Origin of the sequence: Segeticoccus rhizosphaerae (genome assembly GCF_009192725.1) — a bacterium.
Classification (GTDB): Bacteria; Actinomycetota; Actinomycetes; order Actinomycetales; family Dermatophilaceae; genus Segeticoccus; species Segeticoccus rhizosphaerae.
Genome location: NZ_VOHR01000067.1, coordinates 1 through 15,338, shown reverse-complemented (window position 1 = coordinate 15,338; position 15,338 = coordinate 1). Strand labels below are relative to the sequence as shown.

Genomic DNA, 15,338 nt, shown 5'->3' with positions numbered 1-15,338 from the left:
GGGCCGCGGCGGCCGCGTTGACCTGGGGCAGGCCGCCGTCCACGACGACGAGCTGCGGGGGGTAGGCGAAGCGGCGCGGCCGACCGGTCTCCGGGTCGATCGGCCCGGACCGCCCACCGTCGTCGCCGTCGTCCGCGCCATCGCCATCGGTGCCCTCGATGTCCGTGGCCTCACTGCGGTCCTCGATGTAGCGGCGGAACCGGCGCGTGAGCACCTCGTGCATCGCGGCGGTGTCGTCGGTGCGGCCCTCGAGCGCGGTCCCCTCCGGGCCGCCGCGGATGATGAACCGGCGGTACTCCGACTTGCGCGCCAGCCCGTCCTCGAACACGACCATCGAGGCGACGACGTTGGTGCCCTGGACGTGGCTCACGTCGTAGCACTCGATGCGCAGCGGCGCCTCACCCAGCTCGAGGGCCTCCTGGAGCTCCTCGAGCGCCTGGCTGCGCAGCGTCAGGTCACCCGCTCGGGCCACCTTGTGGCGGGCCAAGGCCTGGTCGGCGTTGCGCCGGACGGTCTCCATCAGGGTCCGCTTGTCGCCCCGGCGCGGCACCCGCAGGTCCACCCGTGCGCCGCGCCGCTCGGCGAGCCACTCGGCCACGGCCGTGTCGTCGGGTGGCAGGACGGGGACGAGCACCTCACGCGGGACACCCTCGGGTGACTCACCGCCATACACCTGTTGCAGGAGGTGCTCCACGAGCTCGGGCAAACCCTCGTCGATCTTCTCGACGACCCAGCCGCGTTGCCCGCGCACCCGACCGCCCCGGACGTGGAAGACCTGGACCGCGGCCTCGAGCTCGTCGTCGGAGAGCGCGAAGACGTCGGCGTCGGTGGCGTCCGGCAGGACCACCGCCGACTTCTCGAGGGCCCGTTCAAGGGCACCGATGTCATCCCTCAGCCGGGCCGCACGCTCGAAGTCGAGCTCGTCGGAGGCCGCCCGCATCTGCCGCTCGAGCCGCTTGACGAACTTGCTCGTGTTGCCGGCCATGAAGTCGCAGAAGTCCTCCGCGATCGCACGGTGCTCCTCGGGGGTCACCCGCCCGACGCAAGGCGCGGAGCACTTGTCGATGTATCCGAGGAGGCAGGGACGCCCCACCTGCGACGCACGCTTGAAGACGCCTCCGCTGCAGGTGCGCACCGGGAAGACGCGCAACAATTGGTCGAGGGTCTCGCGGATCGCCCACGCGTGCCCGTAGGGACCGAAATATCGGGTGCCCTTGCGCTTGGCCCCGCGCATGACCTGGGCGCGGGGGAACTCATCGCCCATCGTGACCGCGAGGTAGGGATAGGACTTGTCGTCGCGGTACTTGACGTTGAATCGCGGGTCGAACTCCTTGATCCAGGTGTACTCGAGCTGCAGCGCCTCGACCTCGGTGCGCACCACCGTCCACTCGACGCTCGCGCCGGTCAGGACCATCGTGCGGGTGCGCGGGTGGAGCGCGCTGAGGTCCTGGAAGTAGGACGACAGCCGCGAACGCAGCGACTTGGCCTTGCCCACGTAGATGACGCGACGGTCCTTGTCGCGGAAGCGGTAGACACCCGGATCCACCGGGATCTGCCCCGGCTTCGGACGATAGGACGACGGGTCAGCCACACCCCCACCCTAGGTAATGCGACAGACAGCAGCCCAGGCGTCCCCGTCAGCTGATCTCGAGCCGCGTGCCCTTCCGGGTGATCCTCTTGGCGGGCAGTGGCGTGCTCGCCGGGCCCTGGACCGGTTTGCCGTGGGTGATGTCGAACCTGCTGCCGTGGCAGGGGCAGTCGATGGTCCCGTCGGCGACCCGGTCCACCGTGCACCCCTGGTGGGTGCAGATCGCCGAGAACGCCTTGAACTCCCCCTTGGTCGGTTGGGTGACGACGGCTTCGTGGATGGCGTCTATCACGCCGCCCCCGACCGGGACGTCGGACTCCTTCACCTCGAACGGGCCGGACTGGGCGCTGCTGCCTCCGCCACAGGCCGCCAACGCTGCCACGCCGGCAACACCGGCTCCGACGACCCCGACTCCCTTGACGAAGGTCCGCCGGCCGAGCCCTGCGCAGGGACCGCCTGCACAGGCGTCGGCTCCACGGTGGTGGGACGGTGACTCCACTGCCACGATCACGGCCCTTCCGCGAACGCCGGCCCCGGTGGCCGGCTCCTGCGCCCACCGTATGCCGAGCGGCTGCGGCCGAGGTGCTGGCCCCTCCTCCTCTCAGCCCAGTCTCAGCGCGGCCCCAGGGTGTCTCAGCCGGCCGCCAGCCGCGGGCTGCGAGGTCGGCGACCAGACGTCTCCACCGGACGGCTGCCGACGATGGGCATGCTCGTGCCCAGCATGTGCCACAACGGGCATGGTTATGTACCCGCCTCGGGTGTGGCGGGTGGGGGCGGGGTGGTCAATAGCGCCAGGCGGGGGTGCCGTCGGGGTCCGTGACGTAGTGCAGGTCGTGCTCATGGACCTTCGTATGGTGGCGGGGGCACAGCAGGTGCAGGTTGTCGTGGTCGGTCGCCCCGCCGCGGGACCACCAGATCGCGTGGTGGGCGATGCACCACTGGCCGGGCATGGTGCAGCCCTGGTAGGTGCATTCGGGTTCTTCCAGCCACAGCGCGGCGCGTTGGGCGGGGCTGGCCAGTCGGGCGGTGTGGCCCAGGTCGAGGACGTGACCGGCCGTGTCGAGCACGACCGGGACCAGGTCGGCCTGGCAGGCCAGGCGTCGCACCGCCGCCGCGGTCAGCTGTTCCCCGGTCAGCGTGCAGCCCAGCCCGGACAGCTCACCCACCAACTGCTGCAGCGACAGGGTGATGAACACCTTCGCGTTGTTGGTGGTCGGCGCCGCGCCGGGCGAGGTCATCCCGCGCTGCACGATCGCCATCAGCGCGTCGCTGCGCCGCTGCTGCGGCGAGCGGGGGTCGGGCCCGTCCTCGTCGGGCACCGGTTTGGCCAGCGGACCGATCGCGGCCCGCACGAACGCCGCGCCCTCGGGGTCCAACCTCCACACGAACTCCGTGGTTCCGCCGGTCGAGGTTCGCTCGTACAGACCCCGGTTGCGTTTCTGCGCCTTCTCCAGTTCGTCGGAGTCGACCGGCTTGTGCTCGTCGACCAGGTCCCGCAGGACCCGGCGCAGTACCCGGTCGCTGGCACCGCCGGTGCAGGTGGTGATCAGGTCGTCCTGGCAGGCGGTGTAGCTGTCCGGGTCCAGGTAAGGCTGGATCTGTTCCAGCACGCGCAACACCCTGGCGGCCTGGTCGACCCGCACCCGCCCGGCCTCGACGGCTTTCGCCAACGGCTGGTGCCGGGGGTCGCGGCAGCCGGTCGCGACCGACCCGGTCCGGTGCGCGGCGGTCGGATCCATGCCGCCGGCCCCGTCGCCGAGGTGGGCTCGCAGGTAGTCCCCCGTCGAGGAGTGCCCTTCTCGATCGGGCGCGGACCGGCTGGTCGCCTCGGTCACGGCCGCGGTCAGCAGTCGTGCGGTGTCGCGACGCAACCGGCCCAGCTGGTCCAACAACGTCCCGAGCTGGTCATCGCCCAGACGCCACACCTGATCGTCGAGCGCCTCGGACAGACATACGACCGCGCCACCAAGCCGGCCCAGCACCGGCTGGTCCGCGTCCGGTCCGGACACTTCCACCCGCACCCCCGCGGCCCGATCACCCGCATCAGTGGCGCCACCGGCGAGGCCGGGCGTGTCGGCGCCATACGAGTCACGGAGAGGTTGCGTGTCGCGTACCGTCCGTGCCGAGCCGGTGGCCGGCGACGTGCCCTCAGCCGCGGACGGGGCGGGACAGTTGCGCGAGGAAGGCCTTGAGCACCGCCTCGCGCAGGTCCGGCGCCGCGAGATCGAGGAGGGCGTTGACCGGCGCCATCCGAGCCGGCAGGCCGGCCGCGAGATCGAGCCCCGCCGTCGCCAGCAGCCCCTCGAACGTCGCCTCGTCGAGCTCGGAGGGGTCGAGCCGTCCCACCGCGTCGGCCAGCCCCTCCGGCACGACCACGGGGCCGGCCGAGACGGCAGCAGCCACGGACGAGCGTAGGACAGCGGCGAACTCGTCCAGGTGAGCGCTCGTGCCCGCGCTGACGGAGAGGTGCAGGGTGGCTGGCACCTCGGCGAACCCCATCTGCGGCTGCACGTACCAGCCCCGCTCACCCATCTCGTCGGCCAACGTGAAGACGTCACAGCTGTCGTCCGTGGCCAGAGCCACGAGAGTGCTGTCCGGTGGCACCACCACGCGCAGCTGCGGAATGCCGTCGACCTCGGCGACAACCCGGTCGACGGCGGCGAGGGCCTCGCGCGTCGCCTCGAGGTAGCCGTCGTCGCCGAAGGCCTTGGTGACGGCCCAGGCGGCAGCCACCGGCCCACCCGACTTGGTCGACTGCATGGTGCTGTTGAGCATCGTGTAGCCGGGCCACGCTGCGCTGGCATAGAGCTGGGGCTCCCGCAGCACCCCGTTGCGGTGCAACAGCAACGAGGCGCCTTTCGGGGTGTAGGCGTATTTGTGCAGGTCGACCGAGATGCTCGTGACCCCCGGCACCGCGAACGTCCAGGGCGGGACCGACCGGCCCAGCCGCACGGCATACGGGAGGATCCAGCCGCCGATGCACGCGTCGACGTGGCACCGGATGCCGCACTCCGCCGCCGCTGCCGCGATGGGCTCGACCGGGTCCACGACTCCGTGCGCATAGGACGGGGCCGACGCCACCACGAGGACGGTGCGCTCGTCCAACGCCGCGGCCATGGCGTCAGGGGCGGCGCGCAGCGTGGCCGGGTCCACCGGGACGGACACCGGCTCGACGCCGAAGTAGTGCGCGGCCTTGTGGAAGGCAGCGTGGGCGGTGCTGGGCAGCACCATCCGGGGCCGCCGGACCTCGGGCCGAGAGTCCCGGGCGCCCTGCACGGCCAACAGGATCGACTCGGTGCCGCCCGACGTGAGGTTGCCGACCGCGTCGTCCGGGGCGTCGAGCAGGTCGGCCGCGCGCCCGACGAGCTCGTTCTCCATCCGCAGCAGACTCGGGAAGGCGGTCGGGTCGAGGGCGTTGCTGCCGGCATACGCCGCCATCGCGGCGCGTCCCACCTCTTCCGCGCGTTCGACCCCACCGTCATAGACGTAGGCGAGGGTGCGACCACCGTGGACGGGCAGGTCGGCACGCTGGAGCTCTGCGAGCCGGGCCAGCACGAGCGAGGCGACCTTGGAGCGGGGCGGAGTCATCGGTGCTCCTTCGGCAGGTAGCGGTCCACGTCGGCGGCAGTCAGCGAGTAGCGACGCAACCACCACAGGCTGAGCACCGTCAGTGTCCCAGGGAGCAGCGAGAACCCGAGCACGATCGCAAGGATCGCCGAGCTCGGCTGGTGGGGAGTCACCCCGCCCGAGGACGAGACGTAGCCACCGAGCGCGAGGCAGAGGCCGTAGAGGCCCGGGCCGAGGGCCAGGCCCAGGGTCTCGCCGGCGGTCCAGACCCCGGTGAACACCCCGACCCGCCCCGACCCCGTGCGGGCCGCGTCCACCGCCGCGGCATCCGCGAGCATGGCCAGCGGGAAGACCTGCGCGCCCGCATACCCGGATCCAACCAGCGCGGTCGCGAGGTAGACCCCGAAAGCCGGCAGGCGCGTGGCTGCGATCAGGACGAGGGCACCGGCCGCGAGCAGCACCGAGGCCGCGAGATATCCGTTGCGCTTGCCGAACCGTGCACCGACCCGGCTCCACACCGGCGTCAGGAGAAGCGCGGGCCCGACGAAACAGACGAAGAGCACTGTGGAGGCGCCGGATCCGCCCAGGATGTAGCGCGACACGTAGTCGACGCCCGCCAGCATCGCACCGGTGGCGAGCGCCTGGAGCACGAAGGTGGTGAGCAGCCGGCGGAAGTCCCGTGCTCGTGCGACCACCCGCAACTGGTCGCGCAGCGAGCCGACCCCGGACTCGACGGAGTGCGAGGGCGCACCCGCCGTGCCGCGCCAGGCACCGAGCACGCCCACCAGGATGACGGCTGCGACGACGACGCCCATCGCCCGGTAGCCCGGCCGCCCCCCGACCGCGTCGCGGATCGCCGGCGCGCTCGCGCCGGTGAGCAGGATCGTCAACGCCAGCAAGGAGACCCGCCAGATCATCAGCCGGGTCCGCTCGTCATAGGACCGCGTCAGCTCGGCCGGCATCGCGACGTAGGGCACCTGGAAGAAGGCGTATGCCGTGGCGCACGCCAGGAAGCACACGACCACCCAGGTGGCCTCGCCGGTCCTCCCCAGACCCGGTCCGGCGAAGAGCAACGCGAAGGCGACCGCCAGACCCACTCCGGCTCGAAGCAGGAACGGTCGGCGAGGCCCGGCGGCAGACCTGCTGCGGTCGCTGATCCGGCCGGCGATCGGGTTGAGCACGACGTCCCAGGCCTTGGGTGCGAAGACGATCACTCCGGCCACGCCGGCCGCCACCCCCAGCGTGTCGGTGAGGTAGGGCAGGAGCATCAGACCCGGCACGGTGCCGAACGCCCCGGTGGCGACGCTGCCCATGCCGTAGCCGACCCGGACCCGGGTGGGAAGGGGGTCGGCGTGGATCACCTGGCTACGACTCGCGCCGCTCTGCCCCGGCGACCTCGCCCAGGGTGTCCTCGAGCGCCTCGAGCAGCTGGTCGGCGTCGGATCGCTGGAACACCAGGGGTGGCCGGATCTTCAGGACGTCTTCGTGCGGTCCACTGGTGCTCACCAGCACTCGCCTGTCGCGCAGACCGTTGACCACGGCGTCGGCCAGGTCAGGTGCCGGCTCGCCGTCGCGCTGCAGGTCCACGCCGACGAACAGACCGTCCGCCCGCACGTCGCCGAGCGCCTCCTGCCCACTCGACAGGTCGCGCAGCCCGGCCGCGAGGTGCTTCCCCACGTCGGCGACGTGCTCCCGCAGGTGCTCCTGCTCGATGACGTCCAGCACCGCCGAGCCCACGGCGCACGCCACGGGATTGCCCCCGAACGTGTTGAAGTAGCGGGTGCGCGCACCGAACTCCGCCGCGATGTCGGCCCGGCTGACGACGCCCGCCATCGGATAGCCGTTGCCCATCGGCTTGCCGAGGGTCACGAGGTCGGGCGCGAGCTCGGCCGTCAGCCCGTGGCGTTCGAACCCCCACATGGCCGGCCCGAGGCGAGCGAAGCCGGCCTGGACCTCGTCGGCCACGAACAGCCCGCCGGCGCGCCGGAACTCCCCGACCGCCTCCTGCAGCGCACTACGGGGATCCGGCAGCACGCCGTCGCTGGAGAAGATCGTGTCAAGCAGGAGCATGGCTGGCTGGATGCCCTGGGCCACCAGGTCCGCCACGGACGCTCGGACGTCAGCCGCGAGGACGGCGCCCGCCGGCCCTCGTCGTTCGTGCGGGTCCGGGGGCGGCACGGTCCGGACGTGGTCGGCCACGCCGAGGCCGAGAGACGGTGACATCTGCGCGATCGCCGTGGTGACACCGTGATAGGCGTGGTCGGTGACGACGACCCCGGTGCCGCCGGTCACGGTGCAGGCCATCCGGTAGGCGAGGTCGTTCGCCTCGCTGCCGGTGCAGGTCAGGGTGAGCTGTGACAGCGTCGGGGGGAAGAGCGCGAGGAGGCGCTCGGCATACTCGACGATCCCGTCGGTGAGGTAGCGCGTGTGGGTGTTGAGCGTCTGCGCCTGCTCGGTCATGGCCCGGACGACGTGGGGGTGGCTGTGCCCGACGCAGGCCACGTTGTTGTAGGCGTCGAGGTAGGCGTTGCCGTCGGGGTCGAACAGCCGCACGCCCTCTCCACGAACGAGGTGCACCGGCTCGCGGTAGAACAGCCGGTAGGCGGCCCCGAGGTGCTGCCGGCGCCGTCCGAGCAACGCCGCATCACGCGGGTTCACGGCGCCGCTCCGGTCGGGGTCGAACGCATTCGCCATCCGCACGGGTCCTCACTCCTTGATCGCGTCGCACAGGAAGGCAGTCGCCTGCGGGCAGCCCACCGGCCCGAGCCGGCGCAGCCCGGAGCGGGCGGCCGCACTGTTGCGCAGGATGTAGTCGTGGTTCTCCGGCTGTCGGCGCGCCCGCCAGCCGGTGATCGTCGTGGTGAGCACCCACCGTGCCGTGATGAGGTCGGCCACCACCTGGATCTCCTCGGGACGCAAGGGCAGCCGCTGGTGGTAGGCGCGGAGCACGTCGGCCGGTCCGGCCAGGGGGTGACCCGTCTCCCGCACCTGGTATGCCGCGGCGGTCGCCACGTCCTGCACCAGCGGGGCGCGCAGCAGGTCGCCGAAGTCGATGACCCCGCTGATCGTCGGGTCGTTCACTGCGACGGTGAGCACGTTGTCCAGGTTGGCATCGTTGTGGATCACCTGCCGCCGCAGCTCCGACACCAGCGCGCTGGTGTGGGACCGGAAGTGGTCGAGCGCCGCCTCGACCAGGTCCCTCTCCTGCGTCGGGAGGCCGTCCACGAGGTGCTCGACCGACTCGACGCGGTGTGCGTCCCAGGCAAGATCCTGCGTCTGGCCCGGGTGGTCCAGGTCCGCGAGCGCCAGGTCGAGCTCGGCGACCAGCGTGCCGACGTTGCGGGCCAGCTCGGGCCCGAGGGCACTGCGGGCCATCGGGATCCCCGGGAGGTAGGAGTACATCCGCACCCGCAGCTCGGCGCCGGAGGCGGACGGATCGGATGGGTCGCGCCACCGGGCGGTCGGCCCCCCGTTGCAGGAGGTGCGGACCCTCGGGACGGGCAGCGCCGGGTTGCGCGATGCGACGTGCTCGAGCGCGACGCTCTGCAGCTCGGTCACCGCCGGGTCCTCCTGCGGGTGGACCACCTTGAGCACCCAGTCCCCACCGCGGGGATCGCGCACGAGGAAGTTCCGGTCGCGCTCACCGCTCAGCTCGCTGACGATCCCGTGCACGTCGAAGAGCTCCGCGGCCATTCGCTGGGCGAGGGAGGCATCGACCACCGGCGGGGGCACGTCGAGCAAGGCGCCGAGGCTCTCTGGTTCCACGCCCGCAGCCTAGGACCTGATGACGGTCGCGGGCGCTACGGTCTGCGCATGGGCTCCTTCGGCTGGGGCGATCTGATCGCCGTCGTCGCGGTGCTGGTGAGCCTGGCCAGCGTCGTCGTCACCGTGCGCACCTCTCGTGATGCCGAGGCAGCAGCCGTCGAGGCGGCGAAACGGCAGGAGCACATGGCTCGCGCCTTCGACGAGCTCGTGGCGGCGGCCAAGCGGATAGCCGACGCGCAGGGCGGCCACCACGGTGCCGCGGCACGTGCCGAGGGCCCACCCGCACCGCAGTGGCAGGTGGAGAACCCCAGCGCCGGTCACTACCTGCTCCGCAACCTCTCGTCCTCCACGCGACACGACGTGCGAATCTCCTTCTCCGGAGAGGACAACGGCGAGCCGTCCACGGGGGTCGAGCTGCCACCGCTCGCTGCGCACCCCTTCGTGATCGACCACGCTGCCGGCGACGCGACACCGCAGGTGATCCTGGTGAGCGACGCGGAGCACCGCGAGCCGGTCGAGGTGGCCGTCGAGCGCTGGTTCTGACCGCTGCAGGGAAGCAGCAGGCGGCGTGTCCAGTCCGTGCCGAGCCAGGCGAGGGCGGCGACGACGAGCGCCTCCGTGCCGGTGTCGAGCGTCGGCTGGATGACGGGGGCAAAGAGCGGTGAGTGGTTGACAGGAATGTCCTGCGCCACCCGGCCGGCGGCCTCGGCGGCACGGTAGGTCTCCGCGTCAATGCCGCCGAGGCCCCAGTAGCTGTACGGCACGCCGAGCGCCTCCGGAATGTCGCTGAAGTCCTCGCTGGCGCTTTGCAGCGGCAGCTCCTGCGCGCGATCGCCGAAGTATGCCGTGAAGCCCGTGTGCAGGCGCTCGGTCGTGGCAGCGTCGTTCACCGTGGCGGGGAACTGGTCGAACAGCTCGAACTCGGGATCGGACGGCGTCCCGGATGCTTGGCACTCGCCCACGACGATGCGGCGGATCGCCTCCATCACCGTGTTGCGGGTGGACTCGTCGTAGGTCCGGACGTTCAGCTCGAGCACGGCACGGTCGCCGATGACGTTGCTCTTCGTCCCGCCGCGGATGCTGCCCACCGTCAACACCGCTGGTTCGGTCGGAGCGATCTCCCTGGAGATCACCGTCTGGAGCCGGACCACGATCATCGCGGCGAGCACCACCGGGTCGATGGACGACTGCGGCATGGAGCCGTGCGCCCCACGGCCGTGGACCGTGACACGCATGCTGTCGGCTGCCGAGAGCACCGAGCCGGTGCGGGTTCCCACCGTGCCGGCCGGCAGCGCGAGGACGTGCTGCGCCAGCGCCGCGTCCACCGGGCCGACGAGATCCGTCAACCCGTCGGTGACCATGCGCTTCGCCCCGTCGCCCAGCTCCTCGGCGGGCTGGAAGAGCACGACCAGCGTGCCGTGCCAGCGGTCACGGGCACCAGCCATCAGCTCGGCCGCCCCGAGCAGGCAGGTGACGTGCACGTCGTGGCCGCAGGCGTGCATCACCGGCACCGAGTCACCCGCCGCGTCCACGGCTGTCGCCGTGCTCGCGTAGGGCAGCCCGGTCCGCTCCTTCACCGGCAGGGCGTCCATGTCGGCCCGAAGGAGCACCGAGGCACCGGCACCGTTGCGGAGCTTTCCGACCACACCGGTGCCGCCGACCCCTTCGTGCACCTCGAATCCGAAGCCCCGCAACCTCTCGCTCACTGCTGAGGCCGTCCGGTGCTCCTGGTGCGACAGCTCCGGGTGCTGGTGCACGTCCTGGTAGAACGCCTCCTGCCACACCCGGGTGTTCCCCAGTCCCGCCAGCACGCCCTCGGCGGCAGTCTCAGTACTCATCTCGACTCCTTTGTTCGGGCCAGGTGCAGGGTGACCGTGCGGTCGAGGGGCACCCGGGCGGGCAGGACCGCAGCGATGCGGCGCAGCACGTCGACGCGTGCCTCCGGCGTGAGCACCAGGTAGGCGGAGACGGTGGACAGCTCGTGCAGGAAGTCGTCGCGGGACACGGTGTCCTTCCCCGGGATCCGCCGCTGCGTGACGTCGGTGAACATCCCCGAGGCCTCGAGCTCGGTGCCCGGCCAACGAAGCTCTCCCCGAGGCTCCCGCTCCCCGTCGGGGTGCACGTCGTCGTCCGGGACGACCGCACGCTGAGCGGCAGCGACCGCCTCGGCAAGGTCGGGATCGTCCACTCGGGTCGGGCTGCCGAAGAACGCGACCGTCCCGCCGGGGCGCACCAGTGCGACCGTGCGCGCCCAGCGCGTCGCGGGATCGGTCCAGTGCCAAGCGGCCGCCGAGTAGAGCAGGTCGAACTGCCCCGACGTCGCAAAGGTCTCGAGGGTCGCCTGGACCGGCGTGATGTCGAGCTCCGCCGACTCCCGGCGCAGCACCGTCAGCATCCCGGCATCGGGCTCCACTGCGGTGACCGCGATCCCCAGGGAGGCGAAGCCACGGGTCGCCTTGCCGGTGCCCGCCCCGATCTCGACGGCCGTGCGGGTCGGCTCACTGGCGTAGGCCAGGACCTGGGCCGCAACCTCCCCGGGATAGCCGGGTCGGTAGCGCTCGTAGTCCTCGGCGACCGACCCGAAGGTCAGTCCACGCTGCCGGTTGCCCATGTCACGAGGTTAGTCCCGGCTGCCCCGTCCCTTGGACCTGACGTGTTTCGCGGCGCTCGTCTTCGCGGCCTTCGAGGTCGCGGCCGAGCGGCCGGTGGTGCCGGCCTTGGCCGTCCGGCCTGTCGCCGCGGACCTCGCCGTCTTGCCTGCACCGGCACGCTTCTTCGGCGCGACCGTGGCCGCCTTGGATCCGGACCTCGCGACCACCGCCGCGGCGGTCTTCTTGGCGGTCCGTCCAGTGCCCTTGCGCCGCTGTGACACCTCGGTGGCGGTCACCGGCGCCTTCGCCATGGACCGGGTGACCTTCGCGCCGGTGGCGCGACCCGCCGAGCGTGCGTTCTTGGCGAGCACCGGCGCGAGGAACCTCCCGGTGTGGCTCTCCTCGATCTCGGCGACCTCCTCGGGGGTGCCCTCGGCGACGACCCGGCCTCCGCCGTCGCCGCCCTCGGGCCCGAGGTCGACGATCCAGTCGGCGCTCTTGATCACGTCGAGGTTGTGCTCGATCACGATCACGGTGTTGCCCTTGTCGACCAGGCCCTGCAGCACGCCGAGGAGCTTGCGGATGTCCTCGAAGTGCAGACCGGTGGTCGGCTCGTCCAGCACGTAGACGGTCCGGCCGGTGGAGCGCTTCTGCAGCTCGGACGCGAGCTTGACCCGCTGGGCCTCACCACCGGACAGGGTCGGCGCGGGCTGCCCGAGCCGGACGTAACCGAGCCCTACGTCCACCAGGGTGGTCAGGTGTCGGGAGATCCGCGGCACCGCCGCGAAGAACTCGGACGCCTCCTCGATCGGCATGTCCAGCACGTCGGCGATGGTCTTGCCCTTGAAGTGGACCTCGAGCGTCTCGCGGTTGTAGCGCGCGCCGTGGCACACCTCGCAGGGCACGTAGACGTCGGGCAGGAAGTTCATCTCGATCTTGATCGTGCCGTCGCCTGAACACGCCTCGCAGCGGCCGCCCTTGACGTTGAACGAGAACCGGCCCGGCAGGTAGCCCCGGACCTTCGCCTCGGTGGTCTCGGCGAACAGCTTGCGGATGTTGTCGAAGACTCCGGTGTAGGTCGCCGGGTTGCTCCGGGGGGTCCGGCCGATCGGGCTCTGGTCGACGTGCACGACCTTGTCGAGCTGGTCCAGCCCCTTGACCGTCTTGTGCCGACCCGGCACCTGCCGGGCACCGTTGAGCTGGTTGGCCATCACGGTGTAGAGGATGTCGTTGACCAGGGTGGACTTGCCGGAGCCGGAGACCCCCGTCACCGCGATGAGGTTGGCGAGCGGGAAGCTCACGTCGATGCCGTGCAGGTTGTGCTCACGCGCCCCCACCACCGTGACGAGCCGTCCGTCCTGTGGTCGCCGGATCGCCGGCGTGGGGATCTCGCGGCGACCGGAGAGGTACTCCCCCGTGATCGAGTCGGGGTGGTTGAGGAGGCCCTCCACCGTGCCGGAGTGCACGACGTGCCCGCCGTGCTCACCCGCTCCGGGGCCGATGTCGACCACCCAGTCGGCCGTGGCGATGGTGTCCTCGTCGTGCTCGACGACGATCAGGGTGTTGCCGAGGTCGCGCAGCCGGGTGAGCGTCTCGATGAGCCGGTGGTTGTCGCGCTGGTGCAGGCCGATGGACGGTTCGTCCAGCACGTAGAGCACGCCGACCAGGCCCGAGCCGATCTGGGTGGCCAGCCGGATCCGCTGCGCCTCGCCGCCGGACAGCGTGCCCGCCGGCCGGTTCAGCGACAGGTAGTCGAGCCCCACGTCGAGCAGGAAGCCCAACCGGGCCTCGATCTCCTTGATCACCCGCTCGGCGATCGCCCGCTCCCTGCTGGTGAAGTCGACCTCGACGAGGAACTTGGCACAGTCGGCGATGGCGAGGCCACAGATCTCGGAGATGCTCCGGCCTCCGACCAGCACCGCCAGTGACTCCGGCTTCAGCCGCGCGCCACCACACACGGGGCACGGCACCTCGCGCATGTAGCCGGCATACCGCTCGCGGCTCCAGTCGGACTCGGTCTCGGCGTACCGCCGCTTGACGAACGGCACGACCCCCTCGAACCCGGTGCTGTAGGACCGCTCGCGGCCGTAGCGGTTGCGGTAGCGCACGTGCACCTTGTGGTTGCGGCCGTGCAGCAGCGCCTCCTTGGCGCGTGCCGGCAGGGCCCGCCACGGCACGTCGAGCGAGAACTTCAGCTCCTGGCCGAGCGCGTCGATCACCCGCAGGAAATAGTCGGCCGACCCGGATCCCTGCGCCCACGGAGCGATCGCGCCCTCGCGGATCGTCTTGTCCACGTCGGGCACGAGCAGCTCGGGATCGACCTCGAGCTCGGTGCCGATGCCGGTGCAGTGCGGGCAGGCCCCGAACGGCGAGTTGAACGAGAACGATCGGGGCTCGATCTCGTCCATCGACAGCGGGTGGTCGTTGGGGCACGCCATCTTCTCCGAGAAGCGCCGCTCGCGCTCCCGTCCGTCGGGGTCGTCCTCGGGGATGTCGACGAACTCGACGACCAGCACCCCTCCGGCGAGCCCGAGGGCGGTCTCGACCGAGTCGGTGAGGCGGCGCTTGGCACCGGTGTCGTCCCCCTTGGCCACCAGCCGATCGACCACCACGTCGATGCTGTGCTTCTTCTGCTTCTCCAGGGTCGGTGGGCTGGACAACGACACGACCTCGCCGTCGACCCGCGCGCGGGAGAAGCCCTTGGTCTGCAGCTCGCTGAACAGGTCGACATACTCGCCCTTGCGGGAGCGCACGACCGGCGCGAGCACCTGGAACCGGGTCCGCTCGGGCAGCTCGAGCAGCCGATCGACGATCTGCTGCGGCGTCTGCCGGCCCACCGGCTCCCCACAGACCGGGCAGTGCGGGCGCCCGACCCGGGCGAAGAGCAGCCGCAGGTAGTCGTAGACCTCGGTGATCGTGCCGACCGTCGATCGGGGGTTGCGGTTGGTCGACTTCTGGTCGATCGACACGGCCGGCGACAGCCCCTCGATGAAGTCGACGTCCGGCTTGTCCATCTGACCGAGGAACTGCCGGGCGTAGGCCGACAGCGACTCGACGTAGCGCCGCTGTCCCTCCGCGAAGATCGTGTCGAAGGCGAGCGACGACTTGCCCGAGCCGGACAGCCCGGTGAAGACGATGAGGCTGTCCCGGGGCAGCTCGACCGAGATGTCCTTGAGGTTGTGCTCGCGCGCGCCGCGCACAAGCAGGTGGTCACGGCTGATGGGAGTCGTCACTTCGGGCACGTCCGCCATCGTAAGCGTCGCCACCGACACCCACCGAAAGCGCGGTCATCGAGCGTCGGCCCTCACCCCTGAACGCGTATGGCGTGCCTCACCCGCCTGCCGGGCCCCACTCCCAGTCGGCTCACCCGGCCGCCTCGCCAGCTGCCTCCCCCGTAGCCTCGTCCTCGGCATGCTGTCGGGCGGCGAGGCGGTCGGCGAGCACGCGGTCGGCCTGCACGGGGGTCACGCGGGCCCCGACCAGGGGGAAGACCGCGACCAGGCCGAAGGCCCACGCATAGCCCCAGGCCCCGGCCATCGCGCCCACCACCGGCGCGGTCGCGAAGGCCGCGAGGTTCTGCACCGTGTTCTGCAGGCCGAGGGAGCGTCCGGACCACGCCCGCCCCGCGATCTCCGCGGTGGCGGTGAACCCCAGTCCGTTGTCGGACACCGAGACGATCGAGGCGACCGCGAGGGCCAGCACGACCAGTGCGCCGGTGGTCGACTCGGTGAGCGCGACGCCCAGCATGGCCACGGCCGACGCGACGGCGATGATCCGCATGGGTCGCAGCCGGCTGCCGGCCAGGTCCGACCAGCGCCCCGCGACCA

The 15,338-nt window shown here is 71.4% G+C and carries 11 protein-coding genes and 1 pseudogene; all 12 read right to left on the bottom strand.

Going from position 1 to position 15,338, the window contains the following annotated elements; genetic code table 11:
• A partial coding sequence (uvrC, locus tag FRW57_RS07915; RefSeq protein WP_152185746.1) for an excinuclease ABC subunit UvrC occupies positions 1-1,591 on the bottom strand: 1,591 nt, incomplete at its 3' end.
• A gap of 46 nt (positions 1,592-1,637) precedes the next feature.
• Complete coding sequence (locus tag FRW57_RS07910; RefSeq protein WP_238384669.1) at positions 1,638-2,099, bottom strand: QcrA and Rieske domain-containing protein; 462 nt, start codon at positions 2,097-2,099, stop codon at positions 1,638-1,640.
• 271 nt (positions 2,100-2,370) lie between these two features.
• A complete protein-coding gene (locus FRW57_RS07905; RefSeq protein ID WP_203230253.1) occupies positions 2,371-3,603 on the bottom strand; it encodes an HNH endonuclease signature motif containing protein in 1,233 nt (410 codons plus the stop codon).
• A 133-nt stretch (positions 3,604-3,736) separates the two neighbouring features.
• Positions 3,737-5,176, bottom strand: coding sequence for a pyridoxal phosphate-dependent decarboxylase family protein (locus FRW57_RS07900; RefSeq protein WP_137121549.1), 1,440 nt, complete (start codon positions 5,174-5,176; stop codon positions 3,737-3,739).
• A complete protein-coding gene (locus FRW57_RS07895) occupies positions 5,173-6,516 on the bottom strand; it encodes an MFS transporter (protein WP_238384668.1) in 1,344 nt (447 codons plus the stop codon). Before FRW57_RS07895 ends, FRW57_RS07900 begins: the two co-directional genes overlap by 4 nt.
• A gap of 4 nt (positions 6,517-6,520) precedes the next feature.
• The gene (locus FRW57_RS07890; protein ID WP_137121614.1) at positions 6,521-7,849 is read right to left on the bottom strand and encodes an aminotransferase class III-fold pyridoxal phosphate-dependent enzyme; all 1,329 of its coding nucleotides are present in this window, start codon (positions 7,847-7,849) and stop codon (positions 6,521-6,523) included.
• Between the two features lie 12 nt (positions 7,850-7,861).
• Complete coding sequence (locus FRW57_RS07885; RefSeq protein WP_137121548.1) at positions 7,862-8,920, bottom strand: phosphotransferase; 1,059 nt, start codon at positions 8,918-8,920, stop codon at positions 7,862-7,864.
• A gap of 9 nt (positions 8,921-8,929) precedes the next feature.
• Positions 8,930-9,172: a hypothetical protein gene (locus tag FRW57_RS07880; RefSeq protein ID WP_152185744.1), complete on the bottom strand. Its 243-nt coding sequence runs from the start codon at positions 9,170-9,172 to the stop codon at positions 8,930-8,932.
• A gap of 68 nt (positions 9,173-9,240) precedes the next feature.
• A complete protein-coding gene (locus FRW57_RS07875; protein ID WP_338055360.1) occupies positions 9,241-10,758 on the bottom strand; it encodes an amidohydrolase in 1,518 nt (505 codons plus the stop codon).
• Positions 10,755-11,531: a class I SAM-dependent methyltransferase gene (locus tag FRW57_RS07870; RefSeq protein ID WP_137121546.1), complete on the bottom strand. Its 777-nt coding sequence runs from the start codon at positions 11,529-11,531 to the stop codon at positions 10,755-10,757. The genes FRW57_RS07875 and FRW57_RS07870 overlap by 4 nt, the downstream gene beginning before the upstream one ends.
• A 9-nt stretch (positions 11,532-11,540) precedes the next feature.
• Entirely contained in the window at positions 11,541-14,762 is a 3,222-nt protein-coding gene (uvrA, locus tag FRW57_RS07865) for an excinuclease ABC subunit UvrA (protein WP_152185747.1), read from the bottom strand.
• A 112-nt stretch (positions 14,763-14,874) separates the two neighbouring features.
• Positions 14,875-15,338: pseudogene (locus FRW57_RS23085) on the bottom strand (hypothetical protein); the annotation flags it as partial.

Bases quoted from the DNA above. Each gene is read 5' to 3' on its own strand.
- FRW57_RS07890 (WP_137121614.1), bottom strand. From the start codon at position 7,849: ATGGCGAATGCGTTCGACCCCGACCGGAGCGGCGCCGTGAACCCGCGT.
- FRW57_RS07875 (WP_338055360.1), bottom strand. From the start codon at position 10,758: ATGAGTACTGAGACTGCCGCCGAGGGCGTGCTGGCGGGACTGGGGAAC.
- FRW57_RS07900 (WP_137121549.1), bottom strand. From the start codon at position 5,176: ATGACTCCGCCCCGCTCCAAGGTCGCCTCGCTCGTGCTGGCCCGGCTC.
- FRW57_RS07870 (WP_137121546.1), bottom strand. From the start codon at position 11,531: ATGGGCAACCGGCAGCGTGGACTGACCTTCGGGTCGGTCGCCGAGGAC.
- uvrA (WP_152185747.1), bottom strand. From the start codon at position 14,762: ATGGCGGACGTGCCCGAAGTGACGACTCCCATCAGCCGTGACCACCTG.